Raw genomic sequence first — 16,219 nt, 5'->3', positions numbered from 1 at the left:
GCTTTAGCCACTGAGGGATGCCTTTCATGTCCATTTCGACTTTCACCACAGGCACCCTCAGGGCTCCACACCGCTCTGTATGGAAGGCAGGTGAGTATCGGTGACCTCATCCGGTCCGCTCTTTGAGCCGGACGCTCTCATCGAGTGCGTCCCCAATTTCTCCGAAGGCAGAGACGAGCAAGCCATCCACAAGATCATCGCCGCCATGGCCGTGGAAGGCGTGCAGCTCCTCGACTACTCGCTCGATCACGACCACAACCGCTCCGTCGTCACCATCGCGGGGCATCCGGCAGCCGTGCAGGAGGCTGCCATCCGCGCCGCCGGGGCCGCCGCCGAGCTCATCGACCTCACTCGTCAGCAGGGCGTGCATCCCCGCATCGGCGCGGCTGATGTCATTCCGTTTGTGCCCATTCGCGGCATCTCGCTCGAGCAGTGCGCCCTTATCGCCCGCCAGGCCGGCAGGGAAGTCTGGCGCCGGTACGGCGTTCCGGTCTATTTCTACGAGGCCGCTGCTGCCCGGCCCGACCGGGCCCAGTTGGAGGAGGTGCGCCGCGGCCAGTTCGAGGGCCTGCGCGAAGCCGTGCGCAACGAACCTGCCCGCCGCCCCGACGTTGGCGGTCCCGAACTGCACCCCACCGCCGGAGCCGTCGCCATCGGCGCGCGCAAATTTCTCATCGCCTACAACATCTATCTCGACACTCCTGACGTGGGCATCGCCCGTGCCATCGCCCGCGAGGTCCGCCATTCCGGCGGAGGCCTCCACGGCGTCAAAGCCCTGGGAGTTCTCGTCAACGGCGAGGCACAGGTCACCATGAATGTCACTGACTTTACCCGCGTCTCGGTCGGCGAGGTCTTCGCCCTGGTCAAGCAAAAGGCACAGGCGCACGGTACCGTCCCCATTCGCGGTGAGTTGATCGGTTTGATTCCGGAGGCCGCTTATGAGCGGGAAAGCGAATGGGCGCGTCTATTACATGAGTTCGATCCAGACCAGAAAGTGCTCGAACGCAGACTCGCCTGGCCCATCGCCTGGCCCGGTGCCGGTCAGCAAGGTTGACCGCCGCCTTGCGCCTTCTGCTGGATCTGTCGTTTCCGAAAAGTTTGTGAGTCGCGGAGAAAACAACAACATATGCCCCAAGGATGGAGAAATTCTTCAGTGAGCAGAACAACCAAGTGGAAGGCGATGCTCGGCGCATGCGCCCTCACCGCCATGATGACTGCGGCCCTGCCGGCCCATGCCGTACAGCTCAGCAATGACGCGCAATCCGCCATTCCCCAGCAGGTGCAGCAGCTCATTGACATCGACTACCGCTCCATGGAGAACTCCGACACAGCCATGCAGATGAAGGCGCGTCTGATGCCGCCGCAGCTCAAGGCGCTCGAGCGCGCCCTCAAGGCCTCGGGTCTCGATGAGAGCCATGATGTCGATTCGCTCTGCTTTGCCGCGTACCGGCCCGCCGCCAATAGCAGCTTCACGCGTATTCTCGGCGTCGCGCAGGGCCAGTTCTCGGTGCCGGATATCATCGCCGCCTTCAACAAAAAGAAGGTCAAGCCGACCATGATTCGCGCCAACAAGCTCTATCCCATGGGCGCCGGCGGCATGATGGTGACCTTCCTCAATCCCACCACCATGCTCTTCGGGTCCCTTGAAGCGCTGCGCCCCGCGCTCGCTGCTCGCGACGGCAGGGCCCCCAGCATCCAGAGCAACACGCAGATGATGGCCGCGATGCAGCAGGTGCAGGCCCAGCCCATCTGGAGCATCCTCGACCAGAAGGGCACGCAGTTCATGATGCGCAGCCTGCTCGGTCAGGCTTCGCAGCTTGCCGACTTCAACGCGGTAAAAACCCGTTTGCTGAGTTCCAGTTACACCATGAACTTCAATAATGGCGTGAAGTTTGCGCTCAACGTGAATACGCCCGATACCATCACCGCTGCCACCATGTCGTCGCTGCTCAACGCCGCCGCCATGTATGAGAAGCTCAGCGGGACGCCGGTCGAAAAGCAGGCCATCGACGCCACCAGCATCGACTCCACCGCTGGAGTTCTCGAGGTGCGCTTCAACACCACCGACGACGAGTTCGCCAGCCTGTTGCAGTCGCCGCTCTTCCAGACCGTCGTGAAGTAGCTAACTGCAAATCAGCATCTATCGGCCGCGGACCAGATCCGCGGCCTTTTTATGTGCTTGAGACGGTGTCTTCTGCGCCGCCGATGCGCGGCTCCTGTTCATCGCTGGCGCGCATCACACGATTCCGGCCGCTGCTCTTGGCCCGGTACAAGGCCTTGTCGGCGGCGTCGATCAGCAGAGTTCCGCTGGTGCCGCGCATCGGCATCAATGAGGCGCAGCCCGCGCTGATCGTGATGTGGCCATATTCGTTGCCGCGATGCACGACCTTGCGGGCCTCAATCTCTTCCCGGATTCTCTCGCCGAGCGCCGCCGCCCCGGCTTCGTCCGTATCCGGCAGAATCAGGGCAAACTCTTCGCCGCCAAACCGCGCCACCAGGTCTGTGGAACGGTGAATGCACACCGAGATCCACGTAGCGATGCTGCGCAGGCATACATCGCCCTCGAGGTGCCCATAGATGTCGTTGTAATTCTTGAACCAGTCCACGTCGATCAGCAGCAGCGCCGTCGGTGCGCCGGTACGAATGGCCCGCTTCCATTCCGCGTCCAGCACTTTGTCAAAGTGCCGCCGGTTCGCCACACCTGTCAGTGCGTCGATCTCAGCCAGCGCCTGCAGCTCCAGGTAGGCTGTCTGCATCCGCTCTTCGGCTGCTTTGCGGCTGGTAATGTCGCGCACCACGTTCACAAATCCGATCGGGTCATGACTCTGCATGTCGCGGTAGAGCATCAGGCTGGCCTCCACCCACAGATAAGACCCATCTTTATGCTGGCAGCGGTAGGTGAGCGTACGTCCTTCCCCGGTGCGGCGCACATCGCTCAGCGCCTCTTCCAGCGCGGGCACATCGTCCGAATGCACGATGTTACTCTGATAGGTCTTTCCCAGCAGTTCTTTTGGACTCCATCCCAGAAGAGTCTTCGCCGCGCTCGAAACATAAAGCCGCCGTCCCGCCAGGTCGGTCAACACCATCACATCCGGCGAACTCTCGGCCAGCGACCGGAAGCGCCGCTCGTTCTCCACCGCAAGCTTGAGCAGCTTGCGCCGCTCCTCAAAGATTGCGGAAACAATCGTTCCGCAGATGGAGCACGAGGCAAGAAAAAGCTGAAGATCGACTGTCTTGATCCTGAGCGAAACGCCTTCCAGGCTGGCCATGGGGCCGTAGCCGAGCCCGGTCAGAATCACGGCGATCAGAGCAATCAGCAGAACTCCTGCGCCGCTTCCGGTCCAGCCGGTTTGCACGGCCACCACCAGTAGGGCAGGGAACAGCAAAAAGAGAAACGCAACACTCGGCTGCAAAAAGCACACCACCGTCGCAAGCGTTAACAACAGCAGCAGCGGAATGTTCTGCCGGCTGGTGTCCTTGCGCCAGATGTCCCGCACCTGGCCCCGGTAGAGCGCAAAGGCCACCGGAGTTGCGGTCGCAACCCCCAGCGCATCGGCAAAATACCACTGCATCATCGCCTGCAGAAAGGGAATGCCCTGCAGGTAGTGATGCAGCAATGAGGCAAACACCCCGGAGATGGACGGCGCAATCAGAACCGCCGTCAGCACAAAGCGCCACAACTTTTCGGCGCCTCTCAGGTCAAAGGACTCGCCCATCCAGACCCGCAAAACCCAGGCGGCGACTAAAACCTCCAGCAGGTTGCAGAGGTCAATCAGTGCCACCGCAAGTCCGAAGGTATGCACAACGATCACGTGCGCCAGCAGAATGGCCACTCCGCCGGCGGCCAGCAGCATCGGCCAGGCCCGCTTGCGCGCAGCCAGCACGGCAGCCAGCAATACTCCGTTGGACCACCAGATGGGATTCAGATGGGAGAGATGTCGCGTCAGCCCCAGGCTCAGCAGCCCGGTCAGAAATGTCAGTACAAAGGCAAGAAGACTCAGGCGTAGCGAAGAGGTGCCCCGCTGCGAATCTATAGACATGGTTTCAGCTGACATGAAGGCAGTAGGCTTCCGGTAAGTACCTCAAGAACCTTATATGTTGTGGTGCGGAATACTCAATACAACTTTTAACAAAAGGTGAATGCCCCATTCAAATGTGGGAGTTACCACCAAAGTGGGAACTTAGTGCGATCGCCTGAAGCGTGAGAAGACACCTGGACGGCTCACCCGATTCTGAGTTTCAGGCCACTTCCGTTTCTGTTATCGTCCTCAAATCGACGGCTTCCGCTCCAGAATACGCGCCGTCAGCACCACGCCCGTGGCGCCGTCATGCAGTGTGATCGGAAAGACCAGCACATTCCAGATCCACTCCGTGCCTTTGCGCGGCAGGTTCAGCAGTCCGCGATAAGTGCGGTCGATATACGTCTCCCGCGTCCGCGCCACCGTACGAATGATCTCCTGCCAGTCCGGAGCTAGGTCGGGCATCTCCTCAAACATATTGCGCCCCGGAAACCACTCCCGCGGATGCTCCAGCAATCGCGCGCAGGCCTCGTTGACGTACTGCCAGGTGCCGTCCGCGTCCAGAATCTCAAGCACCACGTCATCGCCCATCGCCATGTTGATGCGCGAATAAAAGAAGTCCCGCGCATCCACCACCACAGGCTTGCCGCGCCGCTTGGCTTCAAAGGACCGCAGCGCCGTCACCAGGTCGTCAATCGAGCTGTAGCCCTTCAGCAGATGCATATCTTCGACACCGCCAAAGCGCCGCTCCAGCGTCGCTGACAAGATGATGATCGGCACCTGTGGGCGCCGCTGCCGCAGCTCCGCCGCCACTTCCGTGCCGAACTGGCCCGCGCCGAGATGATAATCGAGCACCGCGATATCAATCTCGTCCAGCATGGCTTCGGCTTCTTCAATGGTCGCGGCCGTCTCCGTCAGGTAGCCGTACTTGCGCAGAATCGTCGCCCGCAGAAGCAGGTTTTCCGGATGGTCGTCCAGCAGCAACACCCGGATCGGCTGTGCCGGGTTCTCCGTAACGCTCGCAAGGGTTTCCTGGTCCGTATCGTTAAACATAGTCACAAATCATTCGCGGAAGCAGAGCTGGCCCCGGTTGATCCCCAGTTGATTTAAGTAGGATGCACATCCGAGCCTTGCTGCGCAGTCCATTTCTCCATCTGCTTCACCACTCTCTGTAATTGACGCACCAACTCGGGTAAACGTGGCATGATTGCCGTCACGCGCAGCCATTGTTTGTTGTCAAAGCCCGGCGAGCCGCTCAAGATGCTCCCGGCCGGAATATCCCCATGCAGCCCGGCCTGGGCCGTCGCAATCACGCCATCCCCGATCTTGCAGTGCCCGGCCACACCCACCTGCCCGGCCAGAATCACGTTGCGCCCAATCTCTGTTGACCCCGCCAGACCCGTCTGCGAGCAGAGCAGGGAATTCTCCCCGATGATCGACCCATGCCCCACCTGCACCAGGTTGTCCACCTTCACGCCGCGATGCAGGTGCGTCTCGCCCACCCGCGCGCGGTCCACGCAGGCGTTGGCCTGAATCTCGACCTCATCGTCCAGAATCGCCGGGCCCGACTGCACAATCTTGTACCAGCCGCCGCCCTCCAGCCGGGCAAACCCGAACCCGTCCGAGCCAACGACCGCGCCATTCTGCAGAATCACGCCATCGCCCAGGCGGCAATTCTCGCGCACCACCGCGTGCGCGTGCGCAAAAAAGCGGTCCCCAATCGTGACGCCCGGATAAATCACCACATGCGGCAAAATCACCGCCTGCTCGCCGATCACCACGTTCTCGCCGATCACGGCATAGGCTCCAATGTGGGCTCCCGCGCCAATCTTCGCTGTCGGATGGACCTCGGCCTTCGGGTGAATCCCCGGCGCATACACCGGCCCGCGATAGAACACCTCAATCGCCCTGGCAAACGCCAGATCGGGATTCTTCACCCGCAGCGCCGGCAGCGCAATCTCCGGGAAATCCGGGCTCACCACGACCGCGCTGGCTCGCGTCTTCTTCACTTCGGCGGTGTATTTTGGATTCGCCACAAACGTAAGGTGCCCGGGCTGGGCTTCCTCAATGCCGGCAACGCCGGAGATCTCCGGATCGTCTTCACCGGTGCAAACGCCACCAAGCTGGTGGGCCAGGACTGACAGCTTCATGCTTGGAATTGTAGCCGCAGGGGGTGGCTCTGTTCCTACTCAAACAGTTCCGGCTGATCGGCGGCCGCGGCAGCTCCGTCCACGCGCGCCGACACCATCTTCTTCTTCGCTGAGCCGACCACCGCCATCGCCTCCAGCTCGGCAATCGCCGTCACCGGAATCCACATGCGCTGGGTATTGCTCCGCGTATCCGGCGGCAGCAGAAAGACGCCCTCCGCGCCCAGCAGGGAGCGGTCATTCGCCGCCACGCCTTCGATGACATCGCCATCGGTCAGCTTCAGCCGCAGATGAACCCCCTCGATCCTGGGCCGCCCGGCAAAGGTTTTGCGCAGCAGTCGCTCAGGATTGTTGACCTCGCCCGAGTTGAAATCCCGCACATAGCAGACCCACTTGATCTCCTGCGCTGCGACCAGCGCCACCTTGCTTTCGAGATCCAGCAGTTCCACCATGCCCAGATGGCAAAGGTCCTCCTGGGGCAGGTATCCGGCGAGCCATTCGCGGCTGAACTTGCGGACAATCGCTTTTTTCCGTGCTCCCGCCATGCAAGGTCGTCCCCAGGCCGCTGCCGTGCCGCATCATTTCTGGTGCAAAGACATAGCCAACGTCTGCACCGTATGTTACATTGTTCCTTTGTATCGATTGTCCGCCTGCTCGCAAGTAATTTGGATTCATCGATTTAGCAGCGCAAACTCACGGGCGGCGGCCTGGCGGTGAATTCGAAGCATGCCCGACTATATCTATCTTCTTGAAAACCGGCTTTCCCCGGCCCAGCGCAACGCAGTCGAACAGGTTCGTCAGGCGGCGATGCATGCTGGCATGACAGTCTTTCTCGCCGGCGGAGCTGTGCGTGATCTCACCTCTGGCTTTCCCGTCCGCGACCTTGATTTTTCGGTTCAGGGAAATGCTCTCAAGCTCAAGAAAGCACTGGAGAAAGCCGGCGGCGAACTCTGGGGCGAGCATGAAGAAACCCGCACCCTGTTTTTCTGGTTTCCCGGCAGCATCCGCGTCGAGGTCTCCAGCGCCCGCCGCGAGGAATACCCCAAGCCCGGCAAACCCGTTTACCACTGGTCGACCATGCTGGAGGACCTGCGCCGCCGCGACTTCACCGTCAACGCCATGGCCATCTCCCTCAATGAGGGCTCCTACGGCCTGCTGCTCGATCCGTTGAACGGCATTGCCGACATGGAGGCGCGCCACCTGCGCCTGGTCAACAATTACGGATTCCTCGAAGATCCCTCCCGCATGATCCGCGTCACCCGTCTCGCCGCCCGCACCGGCTGGGAGATGGACGAGCGCACCAGGGCGCGCTACGACAACGCCCGCGAAGAGGGTATCGCGGCCATGTCTGACTGGCTGCGCGGCTATGAACTCGAAGAGATCGGCCACGAAGAGGACGCCCTCAAGATTCTGAAGGCGCTCGAAGCCGAAGGCTGGATGCAGCAGCTCTTCCCGGCCTGGACCGCCGCCAAAGCCGATGCTGCGGCCCTCGAAGAGCTGCACCGCATCTACGTCAAGCTGCTGATGCAGGGGGTTCACCCGGATTTGTCCGCGGCGCAGATGCGGTTGCTGACAGCGAAACTGGCTCCCAAAGAGTTCGCCAGCCTCAAGAAGCTGCTGCCGTGCCCCGGGTTTGTCCAACAGTGGGAGCACCTTGACGACGCTGCCAAGGAATTCAGCGTCAAGCTCACCGCCAAGGAAACCTCTACGCCCTCGGCCACCTGGAAGCTGATTGCGAACTATCAGCCTGAGCCGGTACTGTGGCTGGCCTTCACCAGCAAGAGCGCTCCGGTGCAGACCCGCTTCAAGAACTTCTTTGAGGTCTGGCCCGAGGCCCGGCAAAAGATTCCCACCGTGCTCATGGCCGAGATGCGCATCACCGCCGATCTGCCCGAGTACGGCCACCTGCTCAATGAGCTCTTCTTTGCGCTCATTGACGGCAAACTCGAGACCGAAGAGGCTATGCGCGCCTTCCTGGAGCCTTACTCGCCACCCGCGCCGCCGCCGCCGGTCACCATTCGCCGCTCACGCTCGCGCCGCGCTCCCAAGGTTGAAGTTGAGGAAGAGGAGTCGCCCGACATCGTTATGCCCTCCGGTTATGACGAAGACGACGAATCCGGCCACGAAGACGAGGACGAGCACGAAGATCATCACGCCGATGAGGATGCTGACGAAGAAGAAGAGGAGCACGCTCCGGCGAAGCCCTCTCGCGCAGCCAAGACAGCCAAGCCTGAGGCTCAATCCGCCCCGAAGCCGGCCGACAAAGCCGTGAAACCGGCCGCTCCTGCTGTTCACAAGGCCGAGCAAAAAGCAGAACCCAAGCCCGCCGCCAAGGCTGCGAAACCGGCTCCTGCCAAAGCCGCCAAGCCCGTGGCCGCACCGGCCGCAAAGCCCGCTCCCAAACCGGCGGCGAAAAAGGCCGCTCCGGCCCCGGCAAAGAAGGCCGCCAAGCCTGCTCCCGCCAAGGCTGCGAAGCCGGTGGCGAAGAAGGCATCCAAACCGGCCGCCAAGCCTGTTGCTAAAAAAGTAGCTCCGAAGCCTGCGGCCAAACCCGCAGCGAAGAAGCCGCCCGCGAAACCCGCAGCCAAGCCAGCCGCCAAAAAGAAGCGCTAATATCCGCGGCCACGCAATGCAGAATCACTTCAGCAGAGGCATCCGGTCAACAGTCCGGGTGCCTTTCTAGTTGCGCCTCCGGCCATGGGCAAAAGCGAGTCTCTTGATCTCCTCAAAATGAACAGCTTGCATGCGAAATCCTCATGGGTTTCTTCCCCCTCCGCGTGGTAACTTCAGGAGCATCTTCGGTTTCGGGGTCCTCATGATCGTCCGTCTCTGCCGCTCACTTCTGTTTGCCACCCTGCTGGCTTCGCTGGCCGGCGCGGCTCTGGCCGCTCCCGCCGCTGCCACCTCTGGGGCCAAAGACCCGCGCCTCGCCGGAGCCTACCGCTTCCAGCAGAACGGCTGGACCTACGTCCACCTGCAGGGCACTCCCGAAGCGATCGGCTTCCAGCACGGCTATCTGCTCGCCCCGCAGATTGAGGACTTCGCCCGCACCCTGCGCGTCGAAGAGGCCCACGCTACCCCGGCCTATCCCTGGACGTTCTACCGCCAGACCGCCCGCACCATCCTCTGGCCGCACATCAACGCCGAGTACCGCGCCGAGCTTAAGGGCATCGCCGAGGGTGTGGAGGCGCGCGGCGGCCATCTGGATCTGTGGGACATCGTTGCCATGAACGGCAACATCGAGATCGGCGAGTACTACATTCCGTGGCTCAAGCTCCAGAAGCATCAGCCCGTCACGCCCAAGGCTCCCGGCCGGTGCAGCGCCTTTATCGCAACCGGCGACTGGACCAAGGGCGGCCAGATCGTCATTGCCCACAACAACTGGACCAACTATGCCGACGGCGAGCGCTGGACGATCATCTTTGACATTCAGCCTGCCCATGGCTACCGCATGATCATGGATGGCGCTCCGGGGCTCATCACCAGTGAAGACGATTTCGGCGTCAACAGCGACGGCCTCATGATTACGGAGACGACCATCTCCGGTTTCGTCGGCTGGAAGTCGGATGCCATCCCCGAGTTCGTGCGGGCCCGTCAAGCGATGCAATACGCCGGCAGCATCGACCAGTACGCCGCCATCATGGAGAAGGGCAACAACGGCGGCTACGCCAATGACTGGCTGATCGGCGACCGCAAGACCGGCGAAATCGGCTACCTGGAACTCGGACTCAAGCACGTCAAGCTCTGGAAGAAGAAGAACGGCTACTTCGTCAGCGCCAACTTCGCCCGCGACCCGGCCCTGATCCGCGACGAAACCATCGGCTACGACCCTGCGGACATGAGCTCCTCGCCGAATGCCCGCCACGTGCGCTGGCTCCAGCTCATGAAGCAGTACAAGGGCCGCATCGACGTTTCGCTCGCCGAACAGTTCCTCGGCGATCACTACGACTCATGGGAAAAGAAGGTGGATCCCGACGAGCGCACCCTCTGCGGGCACATTGACCGCTCGCCGCGCGGCGTGCCAGTCTGGGGCGATCCACCCTTCTTTCCCGAGGGAGCGGTGCAGGGCAAGGCCACCGATAGCGCGATGGCTGCCCGCATGCAACTCGTCGCCCACGCCGGGCACCCCGGCGGCCACAGTTTTTACGTCAAGCCGTTCCTCGCCGCTCATCCCCAGTTCAACTGGGAGAAGCCAGTCCTGCGCGACATGATCGCCTATCCCTGGACGCCCTTCACCTCTGGCGAGCGGGCAGGGAAGTAGCGCAAGGAGCCTGGGCGGGTCAGAGAATGTTCCCGGCGAGTGTTCCCGGCCAGAGCTGGCTTGCCGGGTTCCTATAGCTCCCGGCGGCCTTCGAGGGCGCGGGTCATCGTGACCTCGTCCACGTATTCAATGTCACTGCCTGCCGGGACTCCGGTGGCGATGCGGGTGAGGCGCACTCGCAAGGGGCGCAGCAGGTCAGCAAGATAGTTGGCTGTGGCCTCGCCCTCGACGGTGGGGGAGGTGGCCAGGATGAGCTCGTCCACCTCGCCGCGCTCGACGCGGGCCAGCAGGTTGACGGTGCGCAGGTGTTCGGGGCCGACGCCGTGCAGCGGCGAAAGCGTGCCATGCAGCACGTGATAGACGCCATTGTAGCCACGGGTTTTCTCGACGGCGGCGATGTTGGTGGGCTCCTCGACGACGCAGACCAGGCGCTGGTTGCGGGTGGGGCTGCTGCAGAAGACGCAGGGATCAACGTCGGTGATGTTGTTGCAGACCGAGCAGAGGCGGAGCTGGGCCTTGAGGTCGCGTACGGCGCCGGCGAGAGCCTCGGCGTCGGCAGTGCTGGAGCGCAGGATATGGAAGGCCAGCCGCTGGGCGCTGCGGGTGCCGATGCCGGGCAGCTTGCGCAGCTCCTCAATGAGGCGCGCCATGGGTTCTGCGAATCGGGTCAACTTTGGTTCTCCTGCCTCAGCATAATGGAGGCTGCCGGGCAAGGAAACCGGGCCGGGGAGAATGGGTTTGCGAGAGGGCTGATGTTTACGACATGGTTACGGGGTAGGGATCGGGGATTGCGGAGCGGCTTTGGGGAAATGTGAATCTGGAATCACATTTGCGTGTATTTTTTCCGGGCGTGAGCGGACCCGGAGGACAAAGGCGCTGGTATCTGGTTGTACTGTCATGGCTTACGGCGTTTGCTGCGCCGGAATGAGAATGTGAATGCGAATTCGCATTATTTTGCGACTGTGACGCCGGAGGGCGGACTTGTGGGCTGTAAGTGCAGCGGGGTCAATGGCTTGCAGGATCACAAAGGCCGCGCGGGAAGAATGTGAATGCGTATTCACATATTTTCGTATTTTCGGGCGGCGTCATGCCTGAGGATGCGGTGATCTCCTATCTAAAGAATAGCGGAATTGAAGCGAATTGGCGGCAAATGGCCGCGGGTGGAGTTGGCTGATCAATTAACCTGCGCCTGCCGGGCGACGGGGGCCAGGCGAGCCTGCTGGGACCGGGGAGAACGATTACCATGGAATCTCTTATGACCGCCTACATTGCCCTGCTGCGTGCAGTGAATCTTGGCCCCACCAACAAGCTGCCCATGCCGGAGCTGAAGGCGATGTGCGAGCGGCTGGGCTTCGCTGACGTGAAGACCTATATTGCGAGCGGCAATGTGGTCTTCACCACAAAGAAGACCGGGGCGCAGGTGAAGGCGGGGCTCGAAGCGGAGCTGGCGAAGTTCGCGGGCAAGCCGGTGGGGGTGATTGTTCGCACGGCGGAGGAGATGGCCGGCGTGCTCGCCGCCAATCCCTTTCACGGCAAGCCCGGCAACTGGAGCGTCGCTATCTTTCTCGACGAGCCGCCACCGACGGATGCGCTCGACACCGTGACTCATCGCAACCGCGAAGAGCTGGCGCTGGGGCGGCGCGAGATTTATGTCTTTTATGCGGATGGGATCGGCGACGCAAAGCTGAAGATTCCCGCGGGAAAGAACGGCACGATGCGGAATATGAATACGATTGCCAAGCTGGCGGAGATGGGACGGGCCGCGCATGAGTCCGAGAGGGGTTAGATGGTGATTTGAACCCACATCTCTGCGAGATGTGGGGCACCCGCTTTTGTGTAGACAGGGCTACTTGCTGGTTTTGAGCATTTGCTCGGCGTGTTTGCGGGAGGTGTCGGTGACGGTTGCGCCGGACATCATGCGGGCGATCTCTTCGGCGCGCTCGGTTTCGGTGAGGACGCGAATCGAGGTTTTGGTGCGGCCCTGCTTCTCCTGCTTCTCAATGAGGAAGTGCTGGTCGGCAAAGGCGGCGATCTGGGGCAGGTGAGTGACGCAGAGCACCTGCTGGGCGCGGCTCAGGGCCTTGAGTTTCTGGCCGACGGCCTCGGCGGCGCGGCCTCCGATGCCGATGTCGATTTCATCGAAGACGAGCGTGCGCGGCACCGGCGTCTTCTTGCGGCTTGAGCGATTGGCTCCCTCTTCGACGCTGACCTTGAGCGCGAGCAGTACGCGCGACATTTCGCCGCCCGAAGCGATCTGGTCGAGCGGCTTGAGCGGCTCGCCGGCGTTGGTGGCGATGAGGCATTCAATGGTGTCCCAGCCGTGCGGCGTCCAGGCGGCGGAATCTTCGCTGGGGGTGACAGCGACCTCGAAGCGTGCCTTCATGGCGAGATCGTTGATCTGGGCGACGGCCAGTTTTTCAAGCGCACGCGCGGCCTCTTTGCGCTGCGCGGTGAGCGCGGCAGCGATCTGCCGGTAGGCGCTCTCGGCCTGCTGAAGCTGCGTGCGCAGGGACTTCAGCGTTTCATCGCGGTTTTCGATTTCGGCGAGCTTCTGGGCGACCTCTTCGCCGTAGGCGATCACGTCGTCGAGGGTTGCGCCGTACTTGCGCTTGAGGCGGTCGAGCAGGGCGAGGCGGTCCTCAATCTCAGCCAGCCGCTCGGGCGAGGCGTTGATGCCGTCGGCATAGTGGCGCGTGGTTTCGCCCACGTCCTGCACGATGGCGCGGACGGAGGCGATCTGCTGCACCGATTCCTGAAAGCGCTCGTCGTAGCGGGCCAGCTCTTCCAACTGGCGGCTGGCCGCGCGCAGCGCAGACTCGGCGGAGCTGCTGCTCTCATAGAGCGAATCGTAGGCGCTCATGGCCGCGGCATAGAGCTTCTCGGCATTGGCGAGCACGCGGCGTTCGGTTTCAAGCGCGTCATCTTCGCCGGCGGTGAGGCTGGCGCTGCCGATCTCCTTGTGCTGAAAGCTCCACAGGTCGAGCATGCGCAGGCGGTCCTGCTCGTCGCGCTCGAGTGCGTCGAGCTTTTGCTGCACGTCGCGCCAGCTTTGATAGGCGGTGGCGGCCTGGGCGGTGAAGAGGTTGGCAAAGCGGTCGAGCAGGCCGCGCTGCTGCGCGTGGTCAAAGCTGCCGAGGGTTTCACTCTGCGCGTGGACCAGGGCCAGCTCAGGCGCGAGCTGGCGCAGCACGGTGACCGTGGCCGGCTGATTGTTAATAAAGACGCGGCCCTTGCCGCTCTCCGAGATTTCGCGGCGCAGAATGATCTCTTCGCCCTGGGCGTCGATGCCATTGGCTTCCAGAACGGCTTCGGCACCGGCCGTGCTCTCAAAGACGCATGCCACGACGGCGCGCTCTGCGCCGTGACGGACGAGATCAGCGGAGGCTTTGGCGCCCATCAGCAGGGCGAGGGCATCGACAAGAATGGACTTGCCCGCTCCGGTTTCGCCGGTGAGCAGGTTGAGGCCGGGGCCGAAGACCGCGATGGCGTGGTCGATGACGGCGTAGTTTTCCGCGCGCAGTTCGAGCAGCATAGAGGGGTTTTCTTTCGCCTTGCGTTGTCACGATTATGAGGCACGGCAGGGCGAGGAGGACAGGGGGAAGGATGAGATTTCGACGGGCGGCGTGAATGCATCCTACCGGTTTTGGGAATGGCGCGCGGGGGACCCTCTAAAGTAAACCACCGCGAGTGGTTGCCGCCTCTGCTCTCTGCTAACTTTAATCTGAGGAAATGCGACACCATTGCAGGCGATGACACATTTTTCTTTGACATTGGCTATGTTCCTGTTCCAGTCCGGCGCTGACAGCGCGTCGGGCCCGGTGCCCGTCGATCACGGCAATGAGCTGCTGCAGATGATTGGGCGCAGCAGCGGCACTGCGATTGCCGTACTGGTTCTGCTGCTGATTGCGAGCATCTGGTCATGGGTGATCATTTTTGCCAAAAGCTCGGCGCTGCGGCGGGCGAATATGCAGAGCCGGCGCTTCCTGCGTGCCTTTCGCAAGGCGACGCGGCTGCAGGACATCGCGGCTGTCAGCGAGCAGTTCAAGCCCAGCCCGCTCGTCAACGTCTTTGACGACGTGTATGAGACCTATAAGCGGCAGACCGGCGGCTTTGGCCCTCCGCGCAACATTACGACGCTCGAACGCGCGGCGATGTCGGCTTCGAGCGAGTCGCTGACGATCCTCGAAGAGCGCATGTCGTGGCTCGCGACCATCGGGGCGGTTGCGCCCTTTGTGGGCCTCTTCGGCACCATCATGGGCATTGTGGATGCCTTTCACGGGCTGGGCACGGCGGGCGCGGCCACGCTGCGGGCCGTGGCTCCGGGCGTGTCGGAAGCGCTGATTACCACGGCGGCGGGCCTGATTGTGGCGGTTCCGGCGGTGGTGGCGTACAACCAGTTCACCGCGAAGATCAGGGAATTTGGCTCGCGCATCGACGACTTTACCCGCGAGCTGATCAACAGCATGGAAGAGGTCGCCCTGCAGCGCCCGGCGCAGCCACAGGGAGAGACAGGGGAGGCCGGACGTGGCCTTCACAAGTAACAACGGACGCACGCAAAGCTCTCTCTCAGACATCAACATCACGCCGCTGGTGGACGTGGTGCTGGTGCTGCTGGTGATCTTCATGCTGACGGCTCCGGTGTTGCAGTCGGGCATTCAGGTGAAGGTGCCGCAGACCAAAACGGTGCATGAGGTGACGCAGCCGCGCATGGTGCTCACCATCACGAAAAGCCAGGAGGTTTACCTGGGCGACAAGCCGGTGAACCTGGCCGACCTGCCGACGCTGCTGCGCAAGCCGGGAGAAGATCCGGCGACCGAGGTGATCTATCTGCGGGCCGACGAGCGGGTTCCGTTCGGCGCATTTGCCTCGGTGATGGACGCGGTCAAGCAGGCGGGCATCAGCAACATCAGCATTGTGACGCAACCGATTCAGAATTCTCCGGCCACAAACGCACAGTAGGGTATGCCGAGACTCTTTGAAAAGCAGGAACGGGAACGGCTCGGCAGGCCCATGGCACTGTCGCTGCTGCTGCACGTGGGCGTGCTCGGCGGCATCACGCTGCTCATTTATTTTATGGGGATGTTTCATGGCGAGGAGTGGGGCAACAATGCACCATCGGGCGCGATTCAGGCGCAACTGGTGAGCTCGGCCCCGACGATTCCGCTGCCGCAGGATCACACGCCGAACAACAACGTGCTCGCGACGCAGACGCCCAGTGAGGCTCCCGCGATTCCATCGAAGAAGACCGAGACGATTCCGCCGCCGAACGCGATTCCCATTCCGGTCAAGAGAAAAATCAAGCATCCGAAGAAGAAAAAGCCTCACCAGAATGCGCCGCAGCGCGTCCAAGAGAAGCCCAGACAGCACCGGGCAAACTATGGCGAGCAGCGGGCGACCCAGATTCCGCACTCGGTGACAGGCAACCCGACGCCGAACAACACCGTCTCCGTGAACGGCGGAAATTTTTCGTCGCGTTTTCCTTATTACGTGAACCTGATCACGGCAAAGGTAAGCGGAGCCTGGTACCGGCAGGAGATTGACCCGAGCACGCCCTATGGCAGCAAGGTGAGTGTGACGTTTGTGATCGCACGCGACGGATCGGTGAGTGATATTCGCATCGACCAGCCCAGCAATTCGCCGACGCTGAACAGCTCGGCGGTGCGGGCGGTGGAGCGCGTGGAGTCGTTTGGCCCGCTGCCCTATGCCTACAAGGGTTCTTCTGTTTCCGTAGAGTACACTTTCACCTATAGCCGGCCTACGCAATAAGAGGGGCCGGACACGAGTCTATGCAG

At 62.1% G+C, this 16,219-nt stretch carries 14 protein-coding genes; 8 read left to right on the top strand and 6 right to left on the bottom strand.

All coding sequences use genetic code 11. From position 1 onward, the window contains the following. Positions 1-100 precede the first annotated feature (100 nt). Both ftcD and ACP_RS02520 read left to right on the top strand, forming a co-directional pair. Complete coding sequence (gene ftcD / locus ACP_RS02525) at positions 101-1,054, top strand: glutamate formimidoyltransferase (RefSeq protein ID WP_012680910.1); 954 nt, start codon at positions 101-103, stop codon at positions 1,052-1,054. Between the two features lie 99 nt (positions 1,055-1,153). Continuing rightward, positions 1,154-2,122 carry a hypothetical protein gene (locus ACP_RS02520; RefSeq protein ID WP_238525629.1) on the top strand — a complete coding sequence of 323 codons (969 nt, stop codon included), beginning with the start codon at positions 1,154-1,156 and terminating at the stop codon, positions 2,120-2,122. 49 nt (positions 2,123-2,171) lie between these two features. On the opposite strand, the gene ACP_RS17100 is transcribed toward ACP_RS02520, so the two are convergent. The 4 genes from ACP_RS17100 to ACP_RS02500 all read right to left on the bottom strand — a co-directional run bounded on the left by ACP_RS17100 (position 2,172) and on the right by ACP_RS02500 (position 6,711). Then, positions 2,172-4,040: a sensor domain-containing diguanylate cyclase gene (locus ACP_RS17100; RefSeq protein WP_052294649.1), complete on the bottom strand. Its 1,869-nt coding sequence runs from the start codon at positions 4,038-4,040 to the stop codon at positions 2,172-2,174. A gap of 228 nt (positions 4,041-4,268) precedes the next feature. Then, the gene (locus ACP_RS02510) at positions 4,269-5,072 is read right to left on the bottom strand and encodes a response regulator (RefSeq protein WP_012680907.1); all 804 of its coding nucleotides are present in this window, start codon (positions 5,070-5,072) and stop codon (positions 4,269-4,271) included. 53 nt (positions 5,073-5,125) lie between these two features. Then, positions 5,126-6,169 (bottom strand): UDP-3-O-(3-hydroxymyristoyl)glucosamine N-acyltransferase, encoded by a 1,044-nt coding sequence (lpxD, locus tag ACP_RS02505; RefSeq protein WP_012680906.1) that lies wholly within the window; start codon positions 6,167-6,169, stop codon positions 5,126-5,128. Between the two features lie 35 nt (positions 6,170-6,204). Then, the gene (locus tag ACP_RS02500) at positions 6,205-6,711 is read right to left on the bottom strand and encodes a DUF6982 domain-containing protein (RefSeq protein WP_041839218.1); all 507 of its coding nucleotides are present in this window, start codon (positions 6,709-6,711) and stop codon (positions 6,205-6,207) included. 181 nt (positions 6,712-6,892) lie between these two features. Here ACP_RS02500 and ACP_RS02495 point away from each other — a divergent pair, with 181 nt between their 5' ends. Further along, on the top strand, positions 6,893-8,779 hold the full coding sequence (locus ACP_RS02495; RefSeq protein ID WP_012680904.1) for a tRNA nucleotidyltransferase/poly(A) polymerase family protein: 1,887 nt from the start codon (positions 6,893-6,895) through the stop codon (positions 8,777-8,779). 202 nt (positions 8,780-8,981) lie between these two features. Then, positions 8,982-10,427, top strand: coding sequence for a C45 family autoproteolytic acyltransferase/hydrolase (locus ACP_RS02490; RefSeq protein ID WP_012680903.1), 1,446 nt, complete (start codon positions 8,982-8,984; stop codon positions 10,425-10,427). A 71-nt stretch (positions 10,428-10,498) separates the two neighbouring features. On the opposite strand, the gene recR is transcribed toward ACP_RS02490, so the two are convergent. Further along, on the bottom strand, positions 10,499-11,098 hold the full coding sequence (recR, locus tag ACP_RS02485; RefSeq protein ID WP_012680902.1) for a recombination mediator RecR: 600 nt from the start codon (positions 11,096-11,098) through the stop codon (positions 10,499-10,501). 572 nt (positions 11,099-11,670) lie between these two features. Between recR and ACP_RS02480 the strand changes: the two genes are divergently transcribed. After that, positions 11,671-12,213, top strand: coding sequence for a DUF1697 domain-containing protein (locus ACP_RS02480; protein ID WP_012680898.1), 543 nt, complete (start codon positions 11,671-11,673; stop codon positions 12,211-12,213). Between the two features lie 60 nt (positions 12,214-12,273). Here the strand turns inward: ACP_RS02480 and recN are convergent, their stop codons facing one another. After that, entirely contained in the window at positions 12,274-13,959 is a 1,686-nt protein-coding gene (recN, locus tag ACP_RS02475) for a DNA repair protein RecN (protein ID WP_012680897.1), read from the bottom strand. Between the two features lie 244 nt (positions 13,960-14,203). Here recN and ACP_RS02470 point away from each other — a divergent pair, with 244 nt between their 5' ends. The 3 genes from ACP_RS02470 to ACP_RS02460 are packed head-to-tail and all read left to right on the top strand — an operon-like array spanning position 14,204 to position 16,193. Then, on the top strand, positions 14,204-14,968 hold the full coding sequence (locus ACP_RS02470; RefSeq protein WP_012680896.1) for a MotA/TolQ/ExbB proton channel family protein: 765 nt from the start codon (positions 14,204-14,206) through the stop codon (positions 14,966-14,968). Further along, positions 14,952-15,386, top strand: coding sequence for an ExbD/TolR family protein (locus tag ACP_RS02465; RefSeq protein WP_012680895.1), 435 nt, complete (start codon positions 14,952-14,954; stop codon positions 15,384-15,386). Before ACP_RS02470 ends, ACP_RS02465 begins: the two co-directional genes overlap by 17 nt. Positions 15,387-15,389: 3 nt before the next feature. Then, positions 15,390-16,193: an energy transducer TonB gene (locus ACP_RS02460; RefSeq protein WP_083770484.1), complete on the top strand. Its 804-nt coding sequence runs from the start codon at positions 15,390-15,392 to the stop codon at positions 16,191-16,193. The last annotated feature ends 26 nt before the right edge of the window (positions 16,194-16,219 follow it).

Origin of the sequence: Acidobacterium capsulatum ATCC 51196 (genome assembly GCF_000022565.1) — a bacterium.
Classification (GTDB): domain Bacteria; phylum Acidobacteriota; class Terriglobia; order Terriglobales; family Acidobacteriaceae; genus Acidobacterium; species Acidobacterium capsulatum.
This window is presented reverse-complemented; position numbering and strand designations above follow the sequence as displayed.